The following is a 24,276-nucleotide window of genomic DNA, read 5'->3' on the forward strand; positions in this document are numbered from 1 at the left end:
TATTTAAAGAGAATTTACCATGACAATTCGCACCCGTGTTGCCCCGTCGCCAACTGGTGACCCGCATCTTGGCACCGCTTATATCGCCTTATTTAACTACTGTTTTGCTAAACAACAAGGCGGTGAATTTGTACTTCGTATAGAAGATACAGACCAAGTACGTAGCACGCCAGAGTCTGAACTTGCGATTATGGATAGCTTACGCTGGTTAGGGCTTGAGTGGGATCATGGTCCTGATGTGGGTGGCGAATTCGGTCCTTACCGTCAATCTGAGCGTAGCGATTTATATAAAAAATACGCGCATCAGTTAGTTGACGATGGGAAAGCGTTTTACTGCTTTGCAACAAGCGAAGAGCTTGATCAAATGCGTGAAGAGCAAATGGCAGAAGGCTTGCGCCCTAAATACGACGGTCGTGGTTTAAACCATACAGATGAAGAAATTAAAGCAAACTTAGCTGCAGGCAAACCTTACGTTATACGTATGAAAATCCCAAGCGAAGGCACATTTAAGTTTAACGACTACCTACGAGATGAAATTGAGATCCCGTGGGAAAACGTAGACATGCAAGTGCTTTTAAAAGCGGATGGTTTCCCAACGTACTTTTTAGCGAACGTAGTTGATGACCACCATATGCAAATTAGTCATATTTTCCGTGGCGAAGAGTGGATTAACTCAGCACCTAAGTTATTAAAACTTTACGAAGATTTTGGTTGGGAAGCGCCAGTACTTGGTCATTTACCATTACTCCGTAACCCAGATAAATCAAAGCTATCTAAGCGTAAAAATCCAACGTCTATTAACTACTATAAAGAAATGGGTTACCTACCAGAAGCCGTGCTTAACTACTTAGGTCGTATGGGTTGGTCAATGCCAGATGAGCGTGAAAAGTTCACACTTAATGAAATGATTGAAAACTTTGACATGAAGCGCGTATCGCTTGGTGGCCCAGTATTCGACGTGGATAAGTTAAGCTGGTTAAACGGCATGTGGATCCGCGAAAATCTAACCGACGAGCAGTTAATTCAGCGCTTTGTTGATTGGAAGTTTAACGGTGAAATGTTAGCTAAAGTATTACCTGAGGCTAAAACGCGTATTAATACCCTTTCGGATATGGTTGAGCTGGCAGGGCACTTTGTAGGTGGTATTCCAACTTACGACCCTGCGCTATTAACAGCTGTTAAAGCAGACGAAAACGTAATACGCCAAGCACTACAATTTTTTGTATGGCAGCTAGAAGGCTTACGTAGCTTTGATAAGCCCGCTATTTTTGCAATTGCAAAAGAAGTGGCTACATTCCACGAGCTTAAAATTAAAGACTTTTTAGAGCCAATTTTTGTCGCAATTACAGGCAAAACATCAAGTACGTCAGTGCTTGATGCAATGGAAATATTAGGCTCTGACTTATCACGTGCTCGTTTACGTGTAGCGCTTGCTCATTTAGGTATTTCTAAAAAGCAGGCTAAAAATATAGAGCGTGCGTACCGCGAATACCCAAGTGCATAATTGCTATACAATGTACTTTTAAAAGCCGAGCTTAGTAAAATAAGTTCGGCTTTTTTGTTTCAGGCTGTTTAGCTATATGACATCGTATTTTGATATTGTTTAACTAAAGTATTAGGGTCTGTTGATCTTTTCGGATTAAAATTTGTTCAAACTAGGGGCTATTTAATCGCGGCGCGAGGTTTGTAACCTAGTGAGCTAAGTAAAAACCGAGCAACAAAGAGTAAATAGCCCCTAGAAAGAACCCTTTGGGCAGCGCCTGTTTGGCATTAATGCTACGTTATCGCCCATTTATGGGGAATAACCACACTACATAGGCTTTGCCTTGCCTAAATACCAAACAGACTGCTGCAAATTTAACCTTGAAAGATCAACAGACCCTAGTACTTAGCCCAATGATACAATAGGGAATATAAACTCATAGGAGGCAGTATGATTGCAACCGTTAAAAACAAAGCCATTTTTAGCAGTAACACATTTTCGATAAACCTTGTTACTTACCCAACCAATCATAGCGTAATGAACCATATTGACCCTGTGCAGCAAGGGCGCTATTACAAGCTCAATTTTGTATTAGAGAAACCTAAAGCGGGTGGGGTATTTAAATGCTCAAAAAGCATTATAAATTTATTTAATCGCGTGTATTTGTTCAGACCCGATAAGTACGAACACAGCGTATCTAAAATCGAGTCTGGAAAGCGTGTGCTACTGAGCTTTGCGCTTAATATATAATTTGCACTTTTACTTATTAATAGTCGTAGGCCTGTCCGGTGCATAAAACAGATAGGTCGCAATACGATACAGAGGTTTCACTACAGGAATTAATAGTAAAAGCATTTCCGCCTCTGCGCATAGCATCAGCTTTAAGTAAATCAATCGCGTTTGATTTAGAGCGATTGTAACTTACATTATTGCTGCCCATGCCGTCGCCATCACAGCTTTCACCTTCTATTCGGCCTAAAAGTGTTGCGCCACTTTCGTGTGCTTCTTGGTCGCTATAAAATTGCTGTAAATCTCTTTTATTAACGTATGTGCCAATTTCTTGAGATAAAACACCGTTGTCTATATCTGTATGATAAGTCATTCCTGAACAACCAGTTATTGTGGCCAGCACTGTTATTGTCATTATAAAACGTAGCATATTTATTAGTCCCTTAATTTATTATTTGAAATAGTAAATTACTAACAAAATCAAATGCGGGCAATGTTTACTACTAAGTAAATTGTTAGCATTTGTAAATGTATTTAGATTTTACTGAGCATAGGGTAAGTAAACAAAAAGAAGTGGCAAACATTAACTAACCAATGGCACATAATAGCCCACGCTAAGCGCTGCGTTTTATAAACAATATAGCTATATCCTAAGCCTGCAATAAATGAAACCAATACATAGTTAAATCCTCCAGCAAAATGCGCCAAAGCAAACACTGCTGCTGTCATTATTGGAGCAAGTAGCGCTAGGCGAGTAGATGTGATTATTTGGCTAAGTTTGGTTTGTAATAAACCTCTAAACAAAGCTTCCTCAGCTACACAGGTAAATAAAAGATTAATAGCAATAAAGGCTATCCAAAAGTCAGGAACCTTAGGATTAAAGCTTACAAGTCCAAGTGTTAAAGCCGCAGTGAGCGAAGCTAAAACAGTAGCAATAATTATAAAAATAGGTTGTTTAACGTTTAATGGGCCTGCTTTATTAGAGTCTGCTTTTAAAGCTTTTTTATTCGAATAAAAGTAAGCACAAAGGAATAACCCAGCCATAGCTTTATCAAAATTAGCATAAAGGGTAAAAGCAATCGCATCGCTTGTAATACGCTCATCTATAACAATAGGGAGGTTATTAAAACCAGGCACCCAATGAAGTGCTAATGCCAGTGAGGAAATTATAAAAACAGTACCTAAAATAGCGCGTATTATTGCCCGCTTTGCATTTAGCACACAGTAGTATAAAACAACGTAAAGCCCAGTGCTGAGCAGAGCATACAAATTTATATAACCTTGAAAATACCCACTTAGAACACTTAAAGCCATTAAGTAGTGCCAAAGGGGTTGCCGCATTATTGATATTTTGCAGTACGGAAAAACACATATAATTGATAGTGCTAATAAATAAAAGGTCATTGTTTTTTATTACTCTGTTTTATTTAGCCATTAATCTAACAGATTCGACCTCTCAATATTTTTTTTCTGGTAATATAGATAGGTTATAAGCAGTTTAAGCAGTGAACAAACTATGTTAAGTCCTTTTTTTCAGCAGCATGCTGATTATGTTTCTATCTCTCGTGAGCAGGGTTGTCGCTTCGCTAAATGCGTTGCTGACGATTACAATCCACTTCATGACAAAGATGCCAAAAAGTTTTGCGCGCCAGGAGACTTACTTTTTTCATTGGTACTAGACCGCTACGGTATTAGTGAACAAATGGAATTTACTTTTGCCGGTATGGTTGATGAAAACACCAAACTACATTTCCCTGAGGGAGCCGATGAGTTTGATGTTACCAATGGCGAAAAAGTAATTTTAAAGGTAAAGCGCAGCGGTAAAACCAGCCAATGCCCAGCACTAACTAATAGTCTAATAAAAAATTATGTTGAGTTTTCTGGTACTACCTTTCCGCATGTAATTATCCCATTAATGGGCAAGCAAGAGGTAATGATAAACCCTGCTCGTCCGATGGTAATTTACGAATCAATGCTCATTAATCTTGATAACCTTGATATAACAACGCCAATACTTGAATTTGCAGAGCCAAGCTTTGAGTACACTGGTAAGCGCGGAAAAATTACACTACGTTTTAACCTGTTAGAAAACGGCGTTAAAGTGGGCAGTGGTGAAAAGCATATGGTGGTTTCGGGTATTCGCGAATACTGCCAAGCAACAGTTGACGATTTAATCGCGTTTTACAACGAACGTAAAGCAACACTAAAGCCAGCCTAAAGCTACAGAAAATTATAAAAGGCGCTAAATACAAAGGTTATTTAGCGCCTTTTTTATTGTTTTAGCGCTAAGGCGAAAGAGATCAACCGCGATTAAATACTTTTCTGGACTGGTTAATTTACGCAGTACAGTAATATGCGTACAATAGCGCTCTTTGTTATTTTAAAGCTAAGCCTATGTCTGCCACTACGTTCTCATCACTTAATCTCGACCCGTTATTATTAACAGCGATTGAGCAAAATAATTACACTCAGCCTACCGCAATTCAGATTAAAACTATTCCGCCTATTTTAGCCGGAAGTGATGTAATGGGCAGCGCGCAAACAGGTACGGGTAAAACCGCCGCCTTTGTTTTACCTCTATTACATAAGCTTTTAAATACCCCTAAAAAAGATGAGCAAGGCCTTGCCCGCGTTGTAATTTTAACGCCAACACGAGAGCTTGCCCAGCAAGTATTTGCCAGCTTTGAAAAGTATGCACAAGGCACTAACATTAATGGCGCTTTAGCCTATGGTGGTGCAAGTATTGGCCCTCAAATAAAAGCACTTAAAACAGCACAAGTTATAGTGGCGACACCAGGGCGTTTGCTTGATCATATAGTTAAAGGCAGCGTGGTACTTTCAAGCGTAGACTCTTTAGTGTTTGACGAAGCTGACCGCATGCTTGATATGGGCTTTATTGATGAAATTAAACGTATATTGCGCCATATACCAGGCGATCGCCAAACTTTACTCTTTTCGGCTACGTTTGATGACAGCGTGTTTGAACTCAGTAAAAAGTTACTTAAAAACCCAGAACTAATTGAAGTTGATAAACGTAACTCAGCTGCGGTTGAAGTAGAGCAAGTTATTTACGCTGTAGATGAAGACCGTAAGCGCGAACTTGTATCGCACATGATTGGCATGAAAAACTGGCGCCAAGTGCTTATTTTTACTCGCACAAAACAAATGGCTGATAAGCTCGCTAAAGAAATGTGTAAAGATGGGTTAAAAACCGAATCAATCCATGGCGATAAATCGCAAGGCGCACGTGACCGTGCATTGCAAAACTTTAAAGAAGGTATTACACGCGTACTTGTTGCAACCGATGTCGCTGCGCGTGGTTTAGATATTTCTACACTTAGATACGTAATTAACTTTGAACTACCTTACATTGCCGAAGATTACGTGCACCGTATTGGCCGTACAGGTCGTGCTGGTGAACAAGGACTTGCTATGTCGCTGGTAAGTCTTGATGAGCAATGGCTGCTAGAAGAAATTGAAGTACTACTCGATACGCGTTTAACGCCGCAGTGGTTAGAAGGTTACGAGCCAGATCCTAATAAAAAGCCAAAAGATAATCGTAAAAATACTAACAAGTCGCGAAAAGATCGCGATAAAAAACGCATAACAGGTAAAAGAGAGCCAAGTAGGCGTCGTAAATAATAGCTTTTACTTTACTTTTTTGCCTATACTGGAGCTATTAAATAGCCGAGGTAAAGTTAATGTTTGAAACTGATAAATGGGCATTCTCTGGTGTTGATGGCCAAATATCTTTGCATAAATGGCAAAAAACAATGGACCTTATCACGGGGCTTTTTTCTGCCCCGTCTGGTTATATAGTTCAGGCAACAAGCAAAGGCTATCGCGTTGTTATTAGAAGTAACGAAGGTGGCTCAAGCTTTGAAACCAATCCGATACTTCCTCCTCAAACACCTCTTTTTTGTCGGCACGTCGCTGAAACTAATAATATTTTATATGTTAATGATGCAAGCAATAACGATGCATGGAACACACTGCCAGAAGTAGTTGAGGATGGTGTTGAATCGTACTTAGGTTTACCTATTCATTGGCCTGAAGGCGAAGTATTTGGCACGCTATGCTTAAAAGACACTAAAATAACTAGCTATACCGATGAATACTTTGAGCTCATAGAGCAACTACGCGATTTAATTGAAGACGACCTAGCGCTTGTGTATAGCTATGAGCAAATGCGCGAAATAGCCATGTTAGACTCATTAACGAGTATTTATAATCGCCGAGCACTTAACTTACTAGCTCAGCAAAAGCTTAATTTAGCACTGCGTTTGGGCTTCGACGTATGTTGCTTGTTTATTGATATAAACGACTTTAAAAAATTAAACGACACCTGCGGACATGAAGTGGGCGACAAAGCCTTAATTATATTGGCAGATACGCTAAAAACACATTTAAGAGATGCCGATATAGTAGGGCGTTTAGGTGGTGATGAGTTTGTTGCAGTAATGCAATTAAGCGATAAAGGTAAAATTAGCTTCATCACGGATAAGATATCCTCTGAGTATTCAAAATCTTTACTCAAAGAAGACGTTTGCGATTTATCGCTCAGCATAGGTTATAGTTTTACTAATAAACAAAAGCAGCCCTTTGAAGCGCTATTAAATGATGCAGACCACGCAATGTATAAAAATAAACAAGCGTATAGGCTCGCTAAAAAAGCAGAATAATAAAAGGAAGTTCGTCATGACTCATGCCACAAAAACTTGGCTAGTTTTTTCTGCGATAGGTTTTATTTTTGGTGTTATGTGCTCCTCTATGGGGTTTGCCTTAAAAAGGCTTGAGAGTAATAACCAAAAATAGCTTCAATGAATAGCTTAAACTGCAAATTTTTACTTGTACTTCTTAATTTATTTTTCAAAGTACGGACATAAAAAAAGCAAGCCATGAGGCTTGCCAAGAAGGGTGTTAATTAGCTCTTACCTAGCCTTTAAGCTATTAATTTTTCAGCAAGGTTTAATTCCATAATAGCTTTTAATAAACGGTATAAGTTAATTGACGCGTCAATTTCTTCTTTACGGTTTGTTAAGCTTTCAATATTTAAGCCCAGTGGCACGTCTAGGTGCGCACAGCTTTTAAGTATTAAGTCGAGGTTTTCGCGGCAAATACGGACCGATTCGCTTAATGTATTGTCTGCATCAAGCATGCGCCATTTTGTTGCCTCTGGCACTGAGATACCCAACCATTGCATAAATTCTAAGGTTTTTTCGCCGCCGCACGGGGTAAACGTTAATATAATACGTTGAGGTGTAATACCCTGCGCTTTACATGTACGTGCGTAGCTAGTAATTAGCTCTATAGTCGCTTGTGCATCGTAAACAGCTTGCGATATAAAAAACTGACAACCTTGTGCTGTTTTTTCTATTAATCGTTCGTGCTCATTTCGTTTACTTGAATGGCGTTCAGCAATCGTAACGCCACCTAAAAAGAAATCATCTGATTGCTCAGCCAATGCTTTATAAGCATCTGGCAGGCTTAGCTTTATATCGCCTATCGATGATGGGCTACCTACTAAAACAACATTTTGTAAATCGTAGTCGTTTTTAGTTTCACTTAGCCAATCTTTAAATTCGCCTACGCCACGCTGCGCCACACTTTTATAAGTAATTACATCTTGTGCAGATAAATTACGAAGTAAATGGCTGTATTCACGCGGATCAACGGTTTGTTTAAACGCAAATGGACGGTCTTGATTAGTTCGGCTGCTTTCGTCTTGAATGTCGTAAATTATCACGCCGTCGTATTCAATTTCGTGTAAGCGACCTAATAGCTTTTCTGCAATGGTTTTTAATTGCGCTTTATCGGTGCCAATTTTAGGCGGGGTAGTACCAATAAGATAAACACCTTGATTGGTGTCCACTATCTTCTCTTTTAGTGATAAAGCCATAATCCTCATTCCAGCTAAGTTTGTTTTGATGGATTTAATATAGCAGCCATTTAGACGTCTAGATAGATTTATTTAATGAAAGTTTTTCAATTAACATGATGTTTATTCATAGTGCTTGTTCCCATAATTTATAATTGACACAGTTGTTTACATAATAAATTCCCTTGGGGCTCTTATATTTATTGGCTATGGGGCATAATTAAAGAGTTAAATCTGACAACAAATTTGCTCAATTTAAAAAGGGACAACAATGAAATTTAAATTATTAGCAACCAGCTTAGCGGTATCGCTGGCGTTAACAGGTTGCGCCATGCAACAAAACCAAAGCACGCAAACAACAGCACAACAAGAACAAGTAAATAAAGCTGATGACCGTGTTTTTTCACAAGATTACTTAATTGAAGAGCTAGAAAACGGCTTACGTGTCATGGTTGTTAAAACCGATTACCCTGATGTAGTGTCGCTGCAAATTCCGGTATCGGTTGGATCGCGTAACGAAGTTGAAGAGGGCAAAACAGGCTTTGCTCACTTTTTTGAACACATGATGTTTAAAGGCTCACAAAAATACCCTGAAGATGTGTACTCAGACATATTAAAAAATTCAGGTGTTGATAACCGCGCTTATACAACAAACGATTACACAAATTACCATTTAAACTTTTCAAAGCAGCATCTTGATAAAGTACTTGAGCTTGAAGCTGATATTTTTCAAAACTTAACCTACACCGAAGAACAATTTAGAACCGAAGCCCAAACGGTAAAAGGTGAGTACTTAAAAAACAACGCGAGCCCAATTCGTAAATTATTAAGCGCTGTACGCGAAGAGGCGTTTGATAAGCACACGTATAAACACACCACTATGGGCTTTTTTAAAGACATAGAAGCCATGCCTGATCAAATGGCCTATGGTAAAGAGTTTTTTGCTAAGTTTTATAAACCTGAGTATGTGTCACTTGTTATTGTGGGCGATGTAGACCCACAAGCAACAATGGCAATGGTTAAAAAACATTGGGGCAGCTGGAAAAAAGGTAACTATGTTGCTGATATTAAAGCAGAGCCTGTGCAACAAGCACCAAAATATTTACACCAGCAAGATGAAGCGCTACCAGGGCATTGGTTACTCGTATCGTACAAAGGCGCTGCGTGGGAGCCTGCTAAAAAAGACAGAGCGGCGCTTGATTTAATCTCACAGCTTTATTTTTCTAGTAATTCAGATTTATATCAAGAGCTAGTGGTCGACAAACAAATTGCCAGCCAAATGTTTACCTATAACCCAGAGACTAAAGATCCGGGTTTATTACACGTATTTGTTAAAGTAGAAAACGCAGATGATTTAGCCACTGCGCGCGATGTCATTAATCGAACTTATGCAAAAGCACGCACTGAGCTTGTTGATGAGCAAAAGCTAAGTGATTTAAAATCGAACCTTAAATACAGCTTTATAAATGGCTTAGATTCGTCGCAAGCGATTGCATCAACCCTTGCCAGCTACATGCATTTTGAGCGCGATCCAGAGGTTATAAACCAGCTGTATAAATCGGCAGATAACATCACCAGCGCAGACATTAAAGCCGTTGCTAATAAATACTTTACTGATAACGCACGTACCACATTAACAATGTCGGCACTTGATAAAGCCCCAGGTTTTGAGCAAGAAGTTAATTTAAATACGCTTACTGCAAAGCTTGAACAAGCACCCGCGGCACCTGCATTTAAAGTACTTGATAAAACCAATAGCTCGCCGTTAATCGATGTTAACTTTTTATTCAATACCGGCGCGGCTGCCGACCCTCAAGGCAAAAAAGGTGTTGCTGCGCTCACTGCGGCTATGCTTGCACAAGGTGGCTCAGAGGCGACAAGCTATAAAGATATTCAAAAAGCACTTTATCCGCTTGCAGGTAGCTTTGGTTATCAAATAGATAAAGAAATGCTGTCGTTTCAAGGGCGTATTCATAAAGACAATGCAGCGCAGTGGTATTCACTTGTGAGCGATCAATTATTAAACCCAGGCTTTAGAGACGATGACTTTAAACGCCTTAAAAAAGAAATGATCGATGGTATTAAATCAGGCTTAAAAGCATCTAACGATGAAGAGCTAGGCAAAGAAGTGCTATACAGTGCACTTTACAAAAATCATCCTTACGAAAGTTACAACTACGGTGATATTTCGGATTTAGAAGCGTTGACGATAGATGATGTTAAAGCGTTTTATAACAGCGAGCTTACGCAATCTAAACTCACGGTTGGTTTAATTGGGGCTGTGCCTGCAAACCTTAAAGCTAAAATGATGAGCGATTTTGCAACGCTACCAAAAGGTGAGCAAAGCCGTTTAAGTATTCCTGATGCGCCAGTGCTTAAAGGTCATCATGCAACTATTGTAGAAAAGTCAGCGCAATCGACGGCGGTATCGTTTGGTTTCCCTATTGATACAATAAGAAGTAGCGAAGACTGGACAGCCCTTTGGCTTGTGCGTTCGTACTTTGGTGAGCACCGTAGTTCTAACAGCTTTTTATATGAGCGCATTCGTGAAACTCGCGGCATGAACTATGGCGATTACGCATACATTGAATACTTTCCACGTGGTATGTTTCAAACCAAGCCAGATGCAAACCTAGGGCGCTCAGAGCAAATATTTCAAGTGTGGTTACGCCCACTTCGCTCTAATAACGATGCGCACTTTGCAACACGTACCGCCTTGTTTGAGCTAGATAAGCTAATTAAAAATGGTATGAGCGAAGGCGATTTTGAAGCTACGCGTAACTTTTTAATTAACTTTGTGCCGCAAATGGTTGCAAGTCAAAATCGCCAATTAGGTTACGCGCTTGATAGCGAATTTTACAACACTGATAGCTTTGTAAGTTACGTAACTAATAAACTTAAAACGCTAACGCTTGCTGATGTTAATCGCGTTATTAAAGAAAACTTACAAACAGACAATGTTCACTATGTATTTATTACTGGTGACGGCGCTGATATGCAAAAACGTTTAGCATCGCAGCAAACCTCACCAATGGTTTACAACACTAATAAACCTGCTGAGCTGGTTGCTGAGGATAAAGTAATTGCTGATTATAAATTAGCAATTCCTGCAAAAAATATTGAAGTGATGAAAGTCGATAAAGTATTTCAATAATTTAAGTGTTTTTTAAGCGTTAAAATAATGCCTCGGTGCTATAAGCATCGAGGCATTTTTATTATTTAATAATGAAACTTAATAAACAGTTATACCTAATAACCAGAACAAATAACTAAGGGATTAACACCTTAGTGGTTAAATCCGTTAGACTTGGGAAAAGGCTATTTTATATCAACTTAAGGCAGTGCAGTATTATGCGTCATGCAATTTGGCAACAGCTTCGCGACGAAGCTAACGATGTAGTAAAACGTGAACCATTATTAGCAAGTCATGTTTATTCATGTGTTTTAAATCATGATTGTTTAGGTTCGGCATTGAGCTTTATTGTTGCTAATAAGTTGGCTGATGCGGTGGTATCTGCATTCACTATCCGAGAGCTGTTTGACCAAGCATTTGTAAAATGTGACCGTATGCTATCTTTTGTTGCTGAGGACATTAAAGCGGTAAAAGACCGCGACCCTGCATCAGAAACCTATCTTACGGTTATATTAAATCTAAAAGGTTTTCATGCTATTCAGGCGCACCGTTTGGCTAATTGCTTGTGGCAACAAAACCGCAAAGAGCTAGCGCGCTTTATTCAAAGCCGTAACTCTGAAGTGTTTGGGGTCGATATTCACCCAGCATGTAAAGTGGGTAAAGGCATTATGTTTGACCACGCAACCGGTATTGTTATTGGTGAAACAGCGGTAATTGAAGATAACGTATCAATTTTGCAATCTGTAACGCTTGGCGGTACGGGCAATGAGCAGGGCGATCGTCATCCCAAAATTAGAGCAGGCGTATTAATTGGCGCCGGCGCTAAAGTACTTGGTAATATTGAAGTAGGTGAGGGCGCACGAATTGGTGCGGGCTCAGTTGTGCTTAGCAATGTTCCACCACACACAACCGCTGTTGGCGTACCCGCTAAAATTATTGGTCGACCGGATTGTGAGTGTCCGGCGCAAAGTATGAACCAAAACTTTTTAGCAAATCCTGAGCCTGAAAACGAATCGCACACGAGTGCAATGCTATAGGTAATTAAAAAATAATAAAACTTAAAAGGAATTAACATGAACAAGAATAGTTTATTGGCTCTAGGGATTGGGTTTATTGCGGGTGTAGGTTTAACTTGGAGCTACTTTAATGCAGCTTCAAGTCATCCAGAATCTGTTAAGTCGCAGCCAAGTTATGAAAAACAGAAAAAGCTTCATACTGAACAACAAAGTAATGAGGTGTTGAGTAATGCAGACTCTGCAGTACCTGAGCAAGTCGCTAGTATAGAGCCCGCTGAAGTCTCGCCTACAACCAATTCAGAAACCCAAAAGCTTGATGAACTCCCTTTAGAAGAGCAAGTAACTCAGCTTAAGCAGCAACTCGCCGAACAGAAAGCGGCGCTCAAAAGTGTTTTAAAGAAAATGAGGGACCCTTCAGATTTTGAGCAGATTTTACGTGATAAATTTGAAAATCAAACGCGCGATGAAGAATGGGCTTATCGTACTGAAATGGCATTACAAGATTTTTTATTAACAGCTGATTTATCAATTATTCCTGACGTTGTTAGTGCAAAATGTAAAAAAACAGTATGTGAATTTGAACTTGCCGCTCCCACTGATAACGACACATTTGGTAATGCTCAATGGCGAGAGCTAAACGATAAGTTGATGGAACAAGAGTTTTGGCAACAATTTAAAAGCACTACCTCCACATCGAGCGATAGCGAACTTAAAATGTTGCTAAGTACAGAGCTTTAAATAATTTGTGATTCTATAGAGCCATCGACTAACTCTGTAACTAAAACATCGCCTGTTTTAATTTGCCCCACAGATTTAACTACTTTTCCTTGCTGTGTTTTAGTGATGCTATAACCGCGCGCTAAAACATTAAGCGGACTTACCGAGTCTAACCTGCTTGCTTGCAGTGCTAAGCTATTATTCGCTTGTTGTAACTGATGCTGTATAGCTTGGTTTAGCCTAGCTTGTAATTGCGAGAGTTGATGGCTTGCTGAAGCGAGTTTTTTATCAGGTGATTGGCGCATCAAACGCGGCGTTAAGTTATTGAGTGTGCGTTCTTGTTGGTATAAACGATTACGCATAGCTTGTTGCAGCGCAATGCTTAGCTCATCCAAACGTTGTGATTTTTGACTAAGCTGATTACGCGGATGACACAAATTAAGGCGGTGTTGTAACTGCGTTGCTAATGCGCGTTTATCGGCAATACCGTGCTTAAACGCGTTAGATAAACGATTAACTAATTGTGTTACTTTGTTGTGTAACTCTTGCGTATTTGGGCTTACAAGCTCAGCTGCGGCTGATGGAGTGGCTGCACGAACATCAGCAACGTAATCGCTAATGGTTGTATCTATTTCATGGCCTACTGCACTTACTATCGGTAATTCACTTTCAAAAATAGCTCGAGCGAGCTGTTCGTGATTAAAACACCATAAATCTTCAAGTGATCCGCCGCCTCGTCCTAAAATAAGTACGTCAACTTCATCACGAGCATTAGCTAATTCAATTTGATTAATTAAATGTAGGTGTGCTTCTTTGCCTTGTACCATAGCAGGGTAAATGATTACCTCTAGCTGCGGCGCACGGCGTTTAAGTACCGTTAAAATATCTTTTATAGCAGCGCCGGTTGCAGAGGTAATAACACCAATACGATTAATGTTTTGCGGAAGTGGTTTTTTATACGCAGAGCTAAATAATCCTTCGGCGGCCAAACGCATTTTAAGTGCATCGAATTCTTGTTTTAGCTGACCTTCGCCGGCCGGTTCCATATGCTCAACAATAAGCTGGTAGTCACCGCGAGGTTCATAAAGTGATACACGCGCTTTTACTGTAACTTGCGCGCCATTTGCAGGGCGATAGCTTTGGTTGCGATTATTCCCACGCCACATAGCGGCTTTAATTTGTGCTTTATCGTCTTTTAACGAAAAGTACCAATGGCCGGATGCTGGGGTAATAAAATTAGAAATTTCGCCCGTGAGCACTAAAGATGCAAAACCTTGCTCAAGGATTGTGCGAATTTCTCTATTAAGGCGTGAAACGGTGTAAACCGCCTGCGAAGGCTTCGAAAACATAAAAAACAACCTAAAACTATTTATAAAGCAAGGGTCTATTGACCTTTGTAGATTAAAATTTGTTCAAACTAGGGGCGGTTTAATCGCGGCGCGAGGTTTGTAACCTAGTGGGCTAAGTAAAAACCGAGTAACAAAGAGTTAATCGCCCCTAGGCTGAACCCTTTGGGCAGCGCTTGTTTGGAATTGATGCTACGCTATCGCCTATTTATGGGGAATAACCACACTGCATAGGCTCTGCCTTGCCTAAATACCTAACAAACTGCTGCAAATTTAACCTTGAAAGGCTAATAGACCCTATATTATCATAAATATTTGCGAAATATTATTTACTCATGCCAACAACGCTGTTAAAATTTGGCCGCAATTCCTTATCTTAGATCCACATGTGAGAAGTTGCCAAAATGCTTAGAATCGCTAAAGAAGCTCTTACCTTTGATGACGTACTTTTAGTACCTGGTCATTCTACTGTTTTGCCACACACGGCAAATATTTCAACTCGCTTAACGCGTGGTATCAAACTTAACTTGCCGCTTATTTCAGCATCTATGGATACTGTTACAGAAGCTCGTTTAGCTATTGCCCTTGCGCAAGAAGGTGGTCTTGGTTTTATTCATAAAAACATGACTATTGAAGAACAAGCGAAAAACGTACGTAAAGTTAAAACCTACGAAGCAGGTATTGTTTCATACCCTGTAACGGTCACTGCCGATTTAACAATTGCAGATGCAATTGAGCTTTCGCACGAAAAAGGTTTTTCAGGCTTTCCGGTTACCGACAGCAATAATGTGCTTGTAGGCATTGTTACTAGTCGTGATATGCGTTTTGAAACTAAGCTTGAACAGCCTGTTTCTACCGTTATGACCAAAAAAGAAAAGCTTGTTACCGTTAAAGAGGGCGCAGCACGCGAAGAAATTTTAGGCTTAATGCACGAACACCGCATTGAAAAAATCCTTGTTGTTGATGATGAATTTAAACTCAAAGGCATGATCACAGTAAAAGATTACCAAAAAGCCCAAGACAAACCTGACGCATGTAAAGATGACCAAGGTCGTTTACGTGTAGGTGCTGCTGTAAGTGTTGGCGCAGGTACTGATGAGCGTATTGCTGCATTAGTAGAAGCGGGTATTGATGTTTTACTTATCGATACATCGCATGGTCACTCTCAAGGCGTTATTGACCGTGTTACTAAAACTCGCAAAGAGTACCCAGACTTACAAATTATTGCAGGTAACATTGCAACGGCTGAAGGTGCGATTGCACTAGCTGATGCCGGAGCCGATGCAGTTAAAGTAGGTATCGGCCCTGGTTCTATCTGTACTACACGTATTGTTACCGGTTGTGGCGTTCCACAAATTACCGCTATTTCAGATGCTGTTGAAGGCTTAAAAGGTCGCGACATTCCTGTTATTGCTGATGGTGGCATTCGTTTTTCTGGTGATATTGTTAAAGCACTTGTTGCTGGTGCATCGTGTGTAATGGTGGGTTCTCTTCTTGCTGGTACAGAAGAAGCACCAGGTGAAGTTGAATTGTACCAAGGCCGTTATTACAAATCTTACCGTGGTATGGGCTCATTGGGCGCGATGGATCAAAAAGAAGGTTCATCAGATCGTTACTTCCAAAAATCAAACGAAGCAGACAAGTTAGTACCTGAAGGTATTGAAGGTCGCGTAGCTTACAAAGGTCCTATTGCAACGATTATTCATCAGCAAGTGGGCGGCCTACGAAGCGCTATGGGCTTAACGGGTTGTGCAACAATTGAAGAGCTAAATACAAAACCACAATTTGTACGTGTTACTTCAGCAGGTATGGGTGAGTCGCACGTTCATGATGTGCAAATCACTAAAGAAGCACCAAATTACCGCTTAGGTTAAGCAGCGTAATTAATTTAATATACTGGGCTTGCTTTGCAAGCCCTCTTTTTAGTCGTTTATATAAATACCAATTGCATTAATAAAGTGGTCAATTATTGCGACAGATAAATGGCTCAATAACGAGGCAAAAATTTCGATTTTTAGTTCTTCTAAATAAGAAATTTTTAACGTGGTTAGTGAGTTATTTAGCCTGCAAGAATTAGTAATGTTTAATAAAATTGGTATTCAAAGCGGCATTTAGCATCAGACTTTACGAGATACTCCATGAGCAAAGATATTCACGATTCACGAATTCTCATTTTAGACTTTGGTTCACAATACACGCAATTAATCGCGCGCCGTATCCGCGAAATTGGTGTTTACTGTGAGCTATGGGCGTGGGATGTGACTGAAGAGCAAATCCGCGAGTTCAACCCACAAGGTATTATTCTTTCTGGTGGCCCAGAATCAACAACACTTGAAAACAGCCCGCGCGCTCCTGAGTATGTGTTTAATGCAGGCGTTCCTGTATTAGGCATTTGTTATGGCATGCAAACAATGGCAGCTCAACTTGGCGGAAGTGTACACAGCTCTGATAAAAAAGAGTTTGGCTACGCACAAGTTGAAAAAGTAGGCAACTGTGCATTATTTGATGCAATTGAAGACCATATTACTGATGGCGGCAACGGCATACTTGACGTATGGATGAGTCATGGCGATAAAGTAATGGACATTCCAGCTGATTTTAGAACAACAGCTAAAACATCTACTTGTCCACATGCTGCAATGTCTAACGAAGAAAAGCGTTTTTACGGCGTACAATTTCACCCAGAAGTAACGCATACTCATCAAGGGTTACGTTTGCTTGAGCGTTTCGCTATTGATATTTGTGGCTGTGAAAAATTATGGACTCCTGCAAAAATCATTGATGATGCTATTGAGCGTATTAAAGAAACTGTAGGTGATGACGAAGTTATTTTAGGTCTATCTGGTGGTGTTGATTCATCAGTTGTGGCTATGCTTATTCACCGTGCAATTGGCGCAAAGCTAACATGTGTATTTGTTGACAATGGTTTACTTCGTTTAAACGAAGGCCAGCAAGTGATGGACATGTTTGGTAATAAATTTGGCTTAAACATTGTTAAAGTTGAAGCTGAAGAGCAGTTTTTAAATGATTTAGCTGGTAAATCAGACCCAGAAGATAAACGTAAAGCTATTGGTCACACGTTTATTAATGTATTTGATGAGCAAGCCAAAAAGCTTAAAAATGCGAAATGGTTAGCACAAGGTACAATTTATCCTGACGTCATTGAATCTGCGGCATCTGCCACAGGTAAAGCGCATGTTATTAAATCTCACCACAATGTGGGCGGATTACCAGATGACATGAAAATGGGCCTTGTTGAGCCATTGCGTGAATTATTCAAAGATGAAGTACGTAAAATTGGTCTAGAGCTAGGTTTACCGTACGACATGCTTTACCGTCATCCTTTCCCTGGACCAGGTTTAGGTGTACGTGTACTTGGCGAAATCAAAAAAGAGTACTGTGATTTATTACGCCGCGCAGATGCAATCTTCATTGAAGAGCTTCACAAAGCTGAGCTTTACCATAAAGTAAGCCAAGCGTTTACTGTATTCTTACCAGTTAAATCGGTAGGGGTTATGGGCGATGCACGTAAGTACGATTGGGTTGTATCACTTCGTTGTGTAGAAACAATCGACTTTATGACAGCACGCTGGTCACATTTACCGTATGAGTTTTTAGGTGTGGTTTCAAACCGTATCATTAACGAAATTGATGGTATTTCTCGTGTTGTTTACGATATTTCAGGTAAGCCACCTGCAACTATTGAGTGGGAATAATACTAAATAAGTAAGCCTACTTTGCTGAGCTTATTATTGCACATTAAAAAGCCCGTTTATTAAACGGGCTTTTTTACGCGCTAATTTTTAACTTTTAGCTTTTGGCTCTAACTCAGTTAGTAGGCCTTTTACGAGACTTACGCTGCCAAGCAGTAAAATAAATGTAAAAGGTAGTGCGGCAATAATGGTTATATATTGTAGCGCCTGAATAGACTCCGTACCGCCAATCCAGAGCATGAGCATTGCAATAACTCCGGCAATATTTGCCCATACTAGCTTTTGCTTTATTGGCACTTCAAGCTTCCCGCCTGATGTAAGGCTATCAATTACTATAGAGCCAGAATCAAGTGTGGTTACAAAGAATATAATTATTAATGCCACAGCTAAAAGTGAAAGGACGGTACCAAAAGAGTACGCATCAAGCATGTAAAATAAGCTAAGTGACACATCGGTAATACCTTGATCAGCACCGAGTACGCCAATTTCATTTATAACTTGATCAATAGCCACACCACCGAATACCGACATCCACGCAGTGGTAACTAAAGTGGGGATAAGAAGTACATATACTAAAAATTCGCGTATGGTACGCCCTTTAGAAATGCGCGCTACAAACATACCAAAACACGGAGCATAAGCCACCCACCAAGCCCAATAGAACACAGTCCAACCGTGAAGCCACTCGGTGTCTTCTCGACCGGTGCTAGAACTCAGCGGAATAATATTTTTCACATAACCTATTACTGCTGTGTAGACTGAATCAAGTACAGTGGTAAAGTTTAAAATAAATACAAGCACCAAAAACACAATAGCAATGCCCATATTTATATTACTGAGCAATTTAACGCCGCCATCCATACCACGCACAATAGATAAAATAGCTAAGCCCATAATCAGCAAAATAATGCCTTGTTGTAATAACAATGAATTTTCGAACCCTAAAACATGGCTGATACCACTAGCCGCTTGCGATCCCCCTAGACCTAGCGATGTAGCAAGGCCAAAAAGAGTAACCAACACAGCCATTACATCTATAACATCACCTAGTTTTCCCCATACACGATCTCCAAAAAGTGGGTAAAACACTGAGCGCATAGAAAGCGGTAAACCTTTGTTATAAACAAAGTATGCTAAGCACAGTGCGGTCATGCCATAAATAGCCCATGCATGAAGCCCCCAGTGAAAAACAGTTGCCCCCAAAGCCATCTCTCGGCCTTGTTCAGTAAAGGGCTCAGTATTTAGCGGTGTACCAAACCAGTTAGTGTAAAACGCGGTAGGCTCGGCTACCCCCCAAAAAATAAGGCCAATACCCATACCTGCTGCAAACAGCATAGAAATCCAAGAAAGGGTAGAGTATTCCGTCTTTGCTTTATCACCTCCTAATCTAATTTTACCTAGCGGTGAAGCTGCTATACCTATTGCAAATAGTAGGAGTATGTTTGCGCCCCACATAAATACGTAGTCAAAGTTTGTTAGAGCTGCATTTTTTATTGTGTTAATAGCGTCTTTAGCTTCGCTAGGTGAGAGAGCAAGTAGAGTAATAATAAATAGTAGAGATAATCCAGTAGAAACGGAAAACACATTACTATGAATATCCATGCCCCATTTACTAACGTTATCTTGACCTACTTGATAATCGGTTGAGTCGATACTGTATTTTTTTGATTTAAACTTCATATAACGTGGCGTGAACTATTAGCTAAGCCAATAGTAAAGCTCCTCCATATTTGCATTTTAAATGATCCGCGAAAGTAAGATACATGATGAAATATGTAATTAGGTAATAAGGCGCGGATCCCCTAGGATTAAAATCGTACCACAAATGCTAATAATGTTATTGAGTTGTTTATGCTCTTTGGTTTAATAAATTTACAAATTATTTTTGAGCTATGGCGACTATTAGTTATGCATATTTAAAAAATTGTCCATATACTTCAACTAAAATCAGCTGTGCTTTAAAGAATTTAATTTATGAAACAAAGTTAAATACACTGTATTTGTGTGCTAATTCATCGTTTTGCTTATTTTAAAAGCAGTTGAACTAAAAAAGTGATTTATTGCTTTACCTTTTCTCAAAGGTCTCTATAATTCGTCGACATTGCAGGGGCGTAGTTCCAATTGGTAGAACAGCGGTCTCCAAAACCGACGGTTGGGAGTTCGAATCTCTCCGCCCCTGCCATTTCTTCTTTACATCGTTTTTATTACTTCATATATTGTTCAAGTGTTTAATTTACTGAGTTGTTATGCATCAACGTTACGCAGCTATTTTTGGTATAGAAAACCTCGAACTAAATCAACATTATTGTCCAAACAATACTAATTCTGCTTCAGGGCCTATACAAAGTACTGAGCCTTTAACGCTTAATAAGCAGTTATTTACTGATATAAAGCTAAGTGCTCAACCTATGGTTATTAATAGTGTGCTCAAAGGCAGTGAAATGCAGTTAACCGATGATAAGCTTATATTGCCAACCCAACAGCTCAGTGCTAATGATAAACGCGCTTTATGGGCTTTAATGAGTGAACACCTTGATAAACTTTAACGCCGTAGATGAAAGCGCTATTGAACAATTAATGGCAATTGAAATTGCTTGCCATAGCCATCCGTGGACTTTAAATACAATGAGTTCATGTATGGGGGGGCGCTACTTTAACTTGGCGGCGTTTGATAAAAACACATTAGTGGGTTTTTATATTGGTGAAAAAGCAGGGCCTGACTTTACGCTTATGGATATTTGTGTAACGCCAAGCCACCAGGGTAAGGGTATTGCAAGGCAGTTGTTAGCCCAGTTTATTGAATATGGTGAACAGCAAAATGCTGAAAACCTCTTTTTAGAAGTACGTGAATCTAATACACGGGCTATTGCGCTATACGAGAACGCTGGCTTTACAGAGATGTCAGTGCGTAAAAACTATTATCCAAGTGATAATCCGGCCAAAAATGGCTTTGAAGACGCTATTTTAATGGGCATGGCATTAGGTTTAAACTTTTCATAATTAAAGTCGGTGATTAGCGTTTTAGCATAGAGCACTAACGCACCGAGCTTGTACTATTTTGTAAGTTTTCTTTTAGGTTACTTTGCCGCTAATTGCTTGCTCAATGGCTGCTATTAATTTATTTACCAGCTCGTCTCTTGGCACTTTATTGTTACTTTTTAAGTTTTCTTCAAGTGCCGCAGCGCTGTGATAAATTTCATCAAAATTAAAGCACCCAGAACTACCCTTAATACTGTGCGCTATACTTCTTAATGCTTCCCAGTCATTGCAATGTTGCAGAGTTTTAACTTCTTCTAAATAAGTAGGTAAGTTGGCTAAATAGTTATCAGTAATTTGCTGAAACTTTTCGCTTTTTAATAAGCTATCCCACTTATTTTGATTATCCTTTTCAAGATGTAGGTAGCTTACGAGTACATTTTCCAGAGCATCTTTATCAATGGGTTTAGCGAGTGCTTTGTTGCAGCCTGCTTCTAGGTAAGTGCCTATATCGTGGTTCATTACATTAGCAGTAAGGGCAATAATAGGGCCATCGTACGCTGCATGACGAAGCATTTTAGTTGCTTCTAATCCGCCCATTACAGGCATTTGCATATCCATTATAATAAGCTGATAGTCGTTAACGAGTGCCATTTCTACAGCTTGTGCGCCATTACTAGCAATATCGGGTTCAAGGCCCCAAGTTTGCAGTAATAATTTAATTAATAGTTGGTTATCAGGGTTATCCTCAGCGACTAAAATATTGGCCTCAAAGTTATTGGTCGCAAACGATAAGAGAGGGTCTTTCTCTGGTATCAACTGGCTTTCTTGCGTTAAAAACTCAAGCATTGGTTGATCATCAGATAACTGACACGACACCCTAATTGTAAAGCGGCTACCAACGCCAACTTCACTTTCAAGCGTTACATCGCCACCAAGTAACAGAGCTAAATTTTTAGAAATACATAGCCCAAGGCCTGTACCACCAAAACGGCGTGTGGTTGTTGCATCGGCTTGCTCAAACGGTTTAAACACACGCTCAATTTGATGCTCAGACATACCAATACCGGTATCTTTAATTACAAATTCTAGCTTTTGACTTGCTTGTAAATAATGCACGCAAATAGACACACTGCCATTTTCGGTAAATTTAACAGCGTTATTTGCAATATTTATAAGTATTTGTTTTAAGCGGGTCACATCACTATAAATGGTGCGAGGTAGCGGCAGTTGGTAATCAATATTAAGGGTTAATTGTTTTTCTTGTGCCAGTGGTTGAATAATTGATTCAATATCATGCACAAGCTGCACTACGTTTAACGCAGACAAATCGACAGCTAGCTTTTCAGCTTCAATTTTAGATAAGTCGAGTATATTATTTATTAACTCTAGTAAGTGTTTTGAATTACGTAAAATAGTGCTTAGATGTTGCTTGTCGTTGGCTACTTTGTCGTTGTGGAGTAATTGCTCTGTAAAGCCCATAATAGCCGTAAGTGGCGTTCGTATTTCGTGACTCATATTAGCTAAAAAACGACTTTTAAGCTGATTAGCTTGCTCGGCTTGGCCAATTGCAAGCTCTAGTTGGCTGTTCATGGCTTCAAGTGCTTTAGTACGACTTTCTACTTTATCTTCAAGGTGGTGTTTATATTCTTCAAGCTGCTGCTGGTAGTGTCTAATTTGATTAACCATGTGGTTAAAGTCGTTAAACAAAACACCCACTTCGTCATTTGTATGAGCTGGTAAGTGCACCGACAAATCGCCATCACCAACACGGTGGCTTGCAGCACCTAATAATTCAATTGGGTTAAGTAATAAATTACGTACCACTATAAAAATTAATATTGGCAGGGTGATTATCGAAATAATAACAATTAAGCCTGTTATTAAGCTTATGGCTTTACCAGATTGATAAAGCACACCTTTGGGAATGGTTGAAACGTAATAATATCCACCGGGCATTTGTACGGCAAAAATCATTCGCTCTATTTTATCTATGCTTGAGAGTTCAATGGTAGAAAGCATGCCTATATCGGCAAGATCGTGTACTTGGTTAAGTTCATATTCGCTTATGTATTGGCCGCGCATGTTGTAGTCGGAGCTAAATAAAATTTTCCCGTCTTTGGTCAACATTAAATTAAGTGTGTTGTTATATGGCGCTTCTAAAATACTGGAGTTGAGTATTGAAGGCTCTATATGTATTACAATAAAACCAAGCTGCTGTGGACGTTTCAAGTAGTAATCAACGCTGTCAATTCGTTGAATGAAATATAAGCTCGTGGTGCCATCGTCCTTTTGAATCATAAATTGCTGTGTACTTAAATTACTTTGCAATACTCGATTAAAAAACGGATAGCTTTTAGGTGCTGTTGTTAGGTTATTAGAGTAGTAGGCATCACTTTTCCCACTTGCTGAAACTAAATTAATGCTAATTATATCTGGATAAGCTTCGCTGTAACTGGCAAATACATCCATAAGCGCGCCAAGTTTTCGGGTGTAATTACCGTTGGCACTAATATCGTTTGCTAAAAAGTCACTAAGTACTGGCGAATTTGAAAGTAGTTTTGCAGTAGAGTGAAATGAGTCGATATAGTTGAATATTTTTTGCTGTTGTTGCTCAACAAAACGGCTCATTATTAAATCAGCTTGTTTTTGTGTTGAATTAGTTACATTGGTGAGCGTAAAGCCACCTAAAAATAGCAGCGGCAAAATAACAAGAGGTGTTATATACCATAATAATCTTATACTTAACTTACTGGTTTTCATGACCAAACGACTTATCCTCCATGCAATCTTCCAATAATATGCGTTACGACCTGATTACACAAGCTTATAGCGGTCTTGGTGGCTAAATTACAATCATTAGTTGCATGAACTTTAGCTCTTTTTTTTATGTTTAAGTTATTTAAATTTAACAAGTTACACTGAATAATATTAATTCAGTGTTTAAAAAAATTACATAGTTTTACATCTTTTAAAGTCACTAATTAAAGTTGATGCACTGCCAAGCGTGACATTAAAAGGGCACGTTGACAGTCTAAGTCCAGCAAGTGATGTAAATTACTCCATTATTGGTGCGCATAATGTAACAGGCAACTTTACTAAAATAGCGCAGTGTCCACCGGTAAAGATTAGCCTAGATGCTAAGCAGCCTTTACTTATTTAGCTACGTGTTGGAATGTCGGTTGTACCTACTATTGATGTTATTAAGTAACTACTCTTTTTATTTAAACGATCTACGACTAAATTGTAGGTCGTTTAAATATCGCTCGCTGCACACATTTATTT

General features: G+C 39.4%; 18 protein-coding genes and 1 tRNA gene. 13 read left to right on the top strand and 6 right to left on the bottom strand.

All coding sequences use genetic code 11. The features are described 5' to 3' along the window. Positions 1-19: 19 nt before the first annotated feature. Positions 20-1,504, top strand: a complete 1,485-nt coding sequence (gene gltX / locus H5120_RS01225) for a glutamate--tRNA ligase (protein ID WP_182673332.1) — start codon at positions 20-22, stop codon at positions 1,502-1,504. A 429-nt stretch (positions 1,505-1,933) separates the two neighbouring features. Continuing rightward, entirely contained in the window at positions 1,934-2,233 is a 300-nt protein-coding gene (locus tag H5120_RS01230) for a 2OG-Fe(II) oxygenase (RefSeq protein WP_182673333.1), read from the top strand. Between the two features lie 16 nt (positions 2,234-2,249). Here H5120_RS01230 and H5120_RS01235 read toward each other — a convergent pair whose 3' ends face one another. Then, positions 2,250-2,642 carry a hypothetical protein gene (locus H5120_RS01235; RefSeq protein WP_182673334.1) on the bottom strand — a complete coding sequence of 131 codons (393 nt, stop codon included), beginning with the start codon at positions 2,640-2,642 and terminating at the stop codon, positions 2,250-2,252. Between the two features lie 104 nt (positions 2,643-2,746). Then, the gene (locus H5120_RS01240) at positions 2,747-3,616 is read right to left on the bottom strand and encodes a CPBP family intramembrane glutamic endopeptidase (protein WP_182673335.1); all 870 of its coding nucleotides are present in this window, start codon (positions 3,614-3,616) and stop codon (positions 2,747-2,749) included. Positions 3,617-3,728: 112 nt separating this feature from the next. Here H5120_RS01240 and H5120_RS01245 point away from each other — a divergent pair, with 112 nt between their 5' ends. The 3 genes from H5120_RS01245 (at position 3,729) to H5120_RS01255 (ending at position 6,894) form a co-directional block, all read left to right on the top strand. Beyond that, positions 3,729-4,430, top strand: coding sequence for a DUF3581 domain-containing protein (locus H5120_RS01245; RefSeq protein ID WP_182672961.1), 702 nt, complete (start codon positions 3,729-3,731; stop codon positions 4,428-4,430). A 176-nt stretch (positions 4,431-4,606) separates the two neighbouring features. Beyond that, positions 4,607-5,854 carry a DEAD/DEAH box helicase gene (locus tag H5120_RS01250; RefSeq protein ID WP_182672962.1) on the top strand — a complete coding sequence of 416 codons (1,248 nt, stop codon included), beginning with the start codon at positions 4,607-4,609 and terminating at the stop codon, positions 5,852-5,854. Positions 5,855-5,913: 59 nt separating this feature from the next. Beyond that, entirely contained in the window at positions 5,914-6,894 is a 981-nt protein-coding gene (locus H5120_RS01255) for a sensor domain-containing diguanylate cyclase (protein WP_182673336.1), read from the top strand. 260 nt (positions 6,895-7,154) lie between these two features. Here the strand turns inward: H5120_RS01255 and H5120_RS01260 are convergent, their stop codons facing one another. Further along, the gene (locus H5120_RS01260; protein WP_024597318.1) at positions 7,155-8,111 is read right to left on the bottom strand and encodes a methylenetetrahydrofolate reductase; all 957 of its coding nucleotides are present in this window, start codon (positions 8,109-8,111) and stop codon (positions 7,155-7,157) included. Positions 8,112-8,361: 250 nt separating this feature from the next. Here H5120_RS01260 and H5120_RS01265 point away from each other — a divergent pair, with 250 nt between their 5' ends. The 3 genes from H5120_RS01265 (at position 8,362) to H5120_RS01275 (ending at position 12,977) form a co-directional block, all read left to right on the top strand. Continuing rightward, positions 8,362-11,244: a pitrilysin family protein gene (locus H5120_RS01265; RefSeq protein WP_182673337.1), complete on the top strand. Its 2,883-nt coding sequence runs from the start codon at positions 8,362-8,364 to the stop codon at positions 11,242-11,244. 197 nt (positions 11,245-11,441) lie between these two features. Then, positions 11,442-12,260, top strand: coding sequence for a serine O-acetyltransferase (gene cysE / locus H5120_RS01270; RefSeq protein WP_002958786.1), 819 nt, complete (start codon positions 11,442-11,444; stop codon positions 12,258-12,260). Positions 12,261-12,296: 36 nt separating this feature from the next. Beyond that, complete coding sequence (locus tag H5120_RS01275) at positions 12,297-12,977, top strand: hypothetical protein (RefSeq protein WP_182672967.1); 681 nt, start codon at positions 12,297-12,299, stop codon at positions 12,975-12,977. On the opposite strand, the gene xseA is transcribed toward H5120_RS01275, so the two are convergent. Then, positions 12,974-14,305 (bottom strand): exodeoxyribonuclease VII large subunit, encoded by a 1,332-nt coding sequence (gene xseA / locus H5120_RS01280; RefSeq protein ID WP_149602214.1) that lies wholly within the window; start codon positions 14,303-14,305, stop codon positions 12,974-12,976. The genes H5120_RS01275 and xseA overlap by 4 nt on opposite strands. Before the next feature lie 401 nt (positions 14,306-14,706). On the opposite strand from xseA, the gene guaB reads away from it, so the two are divergent. Together guaB and guaA are read left to right on the top strand one after the other, a co-directional pair. Further along, positions 14,707-16,176 (top strand): IMP dehydrogenase, encoded by a 1,470-nt coding sequence (gene guaB / locus H5120_RS01285; protein ID WP_002958783.1) that lies wholly within the window; start codon positions 14,707-14,709, stop codon positions 16,174-16,176. Between the two features lie 264 nt (positions 16,177-16,440). Then, positions 16,441-18,018 (top strand): glutamine-hydrolyzing GMP synthase, encoded by a 1,578-nt coding sequence (gene guaA / locus H5120_RS01290; protein ID WP_182673338.1) that lies wholly within the window; start codon positions 16,441-16,443, stop codon positions 18,016-18,018. An 87-nt stretch (positions 18,019-18,105) separates the two neighbouring features. Here the strand turns inward: guaA and H5120_RS01295 are convergent, their stop codons facing one another. Then, positions 18,106-19,695: a BCCT family transporter gene (locus H5120_RS01295; RefSeq protein ID WP_182673339.1), complete on the bottom strand. Its 1,590-nt coding sequence runs from the start codon at positions 19,693-19,695 to the stop codon at positions 18,106-18,108. A 425-nt stretch (positions 19,696-20,120) separates the two neighbouring features. Here H5120_RS01295 and H5120_RS01300 point away from each other — a divergent pair. The 3 genes from H5120_RS01300 to rimI all read left to right on the top strand — a co-directional run bounded on the left by H5120_RS01300 (position 20,121) and on the right by rimI (position 21,015). Beyond that, positions 20,121-20,197: transfer RNA gene (locus H5120_RS01300), tRNA-Trp, on the top strand. 64 nt (positions 20,198-20,261) lie between these two features. After that, complete coding sequence (locus H5120_RS01305; RefSeq protein ID WP_182673340.1) at positions 20,262-20,561, top strand: hypothetical protein; 300 nt, start codon at positions 20,262-20,264, stop codon at positions 20,559-20,561. Continuing rightward, positions 20,548-21,015, top strand: a complete 468-nt coding sequence (rimI, locus tag H5120_RS01310; protein ID WP_182673381.1) for a ribosomal protein S18-alanine N-acetyltransferase — start codon at positions 20,548-20,550, stop codon at positions 21,013-21,015. Before H5120_RS01305 ends, rimI begins: the two co-directional genes overlap by 14 nt. Before the next feature lie 72 nt (positions 21,016-21,087). On the opposite strand, the gene H5120_RS01315 is transcribed toward rimI, so the two are convergent. Continuing rightward, the gene (locus H5120_RS01315; protein ID WP_024596082.1) at positions 21,088-23,754 is read right to left on the bottom strand and encodes an ATP-binding protein; all 2,667 of its coding nucleotides are present in this window, start codon (positions 23,752-23,754) and stop codon (positions 21,088-21,090) included. Positions 23,755-24,276 lie beyond the last annotated feature (522 nt).

Origin of the sequence: Pseudoalteromonas sp. SR43-2, from assembly GCF_014163885.1 — a bacterium.
Classification (GTDB): Bacteria; Pseudomonadota; Gammaproteobacteria; order Enterobacterales; family Alteromonadaceae; genus Pseudoalteromonas; species Pseudoalteromonas distincta.

Bases quoted from the DNA above. Each gene is read 5' to 3' on its own strand.
- cysE (WP_002958786.1), top strand. From the start codon at position 11,442: ATGCGTCATGCAATTTGGCAACAGCTTCGCGACGAAGCTAACGATGTA.
- H5120_RS01295 (WP_182673339.1), bottom strand. From the start codon at position 19,695: ATGAAGTTTAAATCAAAAAAATACAGTATCGACTCAACCGATTATCAA.
- xseA (WP_149602214.1), bottom strand. From the start codon at position 14,305: ATGTTTTCGAAGCCTTCGCAGGCGGTTTACACCGTTTCACGCCTTAAT.
- H5120_RS01315 (WP_024596082.1), bottom strand. From the start codon at position 23,754: ATGAAAACCAGTAAGTTAAGTATAAGATTATTATGGTATATAACACCT.
- H5120_RS01245 (WP_182672961.1), top strand. From the start codon at position 3,729: ATGTTAAGTCCTTTTTTTCAGCAGCATGCTGATTATGTTTCTATCTCT.
- H5120_RS01260 (WP_024597318.1), bottom strand. From the start codon at position 8,111: ATGGCTTTATCACTAAAAGAGAAGATAGTGGACACCAATCAAGGTGTT.
- H5120_RS01230 (WP_182673333.1), top strand. From the start codon at position 1,934: ATGATTGCAACCGTTAAAAACAAAGCCATTTTTAGCAGTAACACATTT.
- H5120_RS01265 (WP_182673337.1), top strand. From the start codon at position 8,362: ATGAAATTTAAATTATTAGCAACCAGCTTAGCGGTATCGCTGGCGTTA.
- H5120_RS01240 (WP_182673335.1), bottom strand. From the start codon at position 3,616: ATGACCTTTTATTTATTAGCACTATCAATTATATGTGTTTTTCCGTAC.
- H5120_RS01255 (WP_182673336.1), top strand. From the start codon at position 5,914: ATGTTTGAAACTGATAAATGGGCATTCTCTGGTGTTGATGGCCAAATA.
- gltX (WP_182673332.1), top strand. From the start codon at position 20: ATGACAATTCGCACCCGTGTTGCCCCGTCGCCAACTGGTGACCCGCAT.
- H5120_RS01250 (WP_182672962.1), top strand. From the start codon at position 4,607: ATGTCTGCCACTACGTTCTCATCACTTAATCTCGACCCGTTATTATTA.
- guaB (WP_002958783.1), top strand. From the start codon at position 14,707: ATGCTTAGAATCGCTAAAGAAGCTCTTACCTTTGATGACGTACTTTTA.
- H5120_RS01305 (WP_182673340.1), top strand. From the start codon at position 20,262: ATGCATCAACGTTACGCAGCTATTTTTGGTATAGAAAACCTCGAACTA.
- H5120_RS01235 (WP_182673334.1), bottom strand. From the start codon at position 2,642: ATGCTACGTTTTATAATGACAATAACAGTGCTGGCCACAATAACTGGT.
- H5120_RS01275 (WP_182672967.1), top strand. From the start codon at position 12,297: ATGAACAAGAATAGTTTATTGGCTCTAGGGATTGGGTTTATTGCGGGT.
- guaA (WP_182673338.1), top strand. From the start codon at position 16,441: ATGAGCAAAGATATTCACGATTCACGAATTCTCATTTTAGACTTTGGT.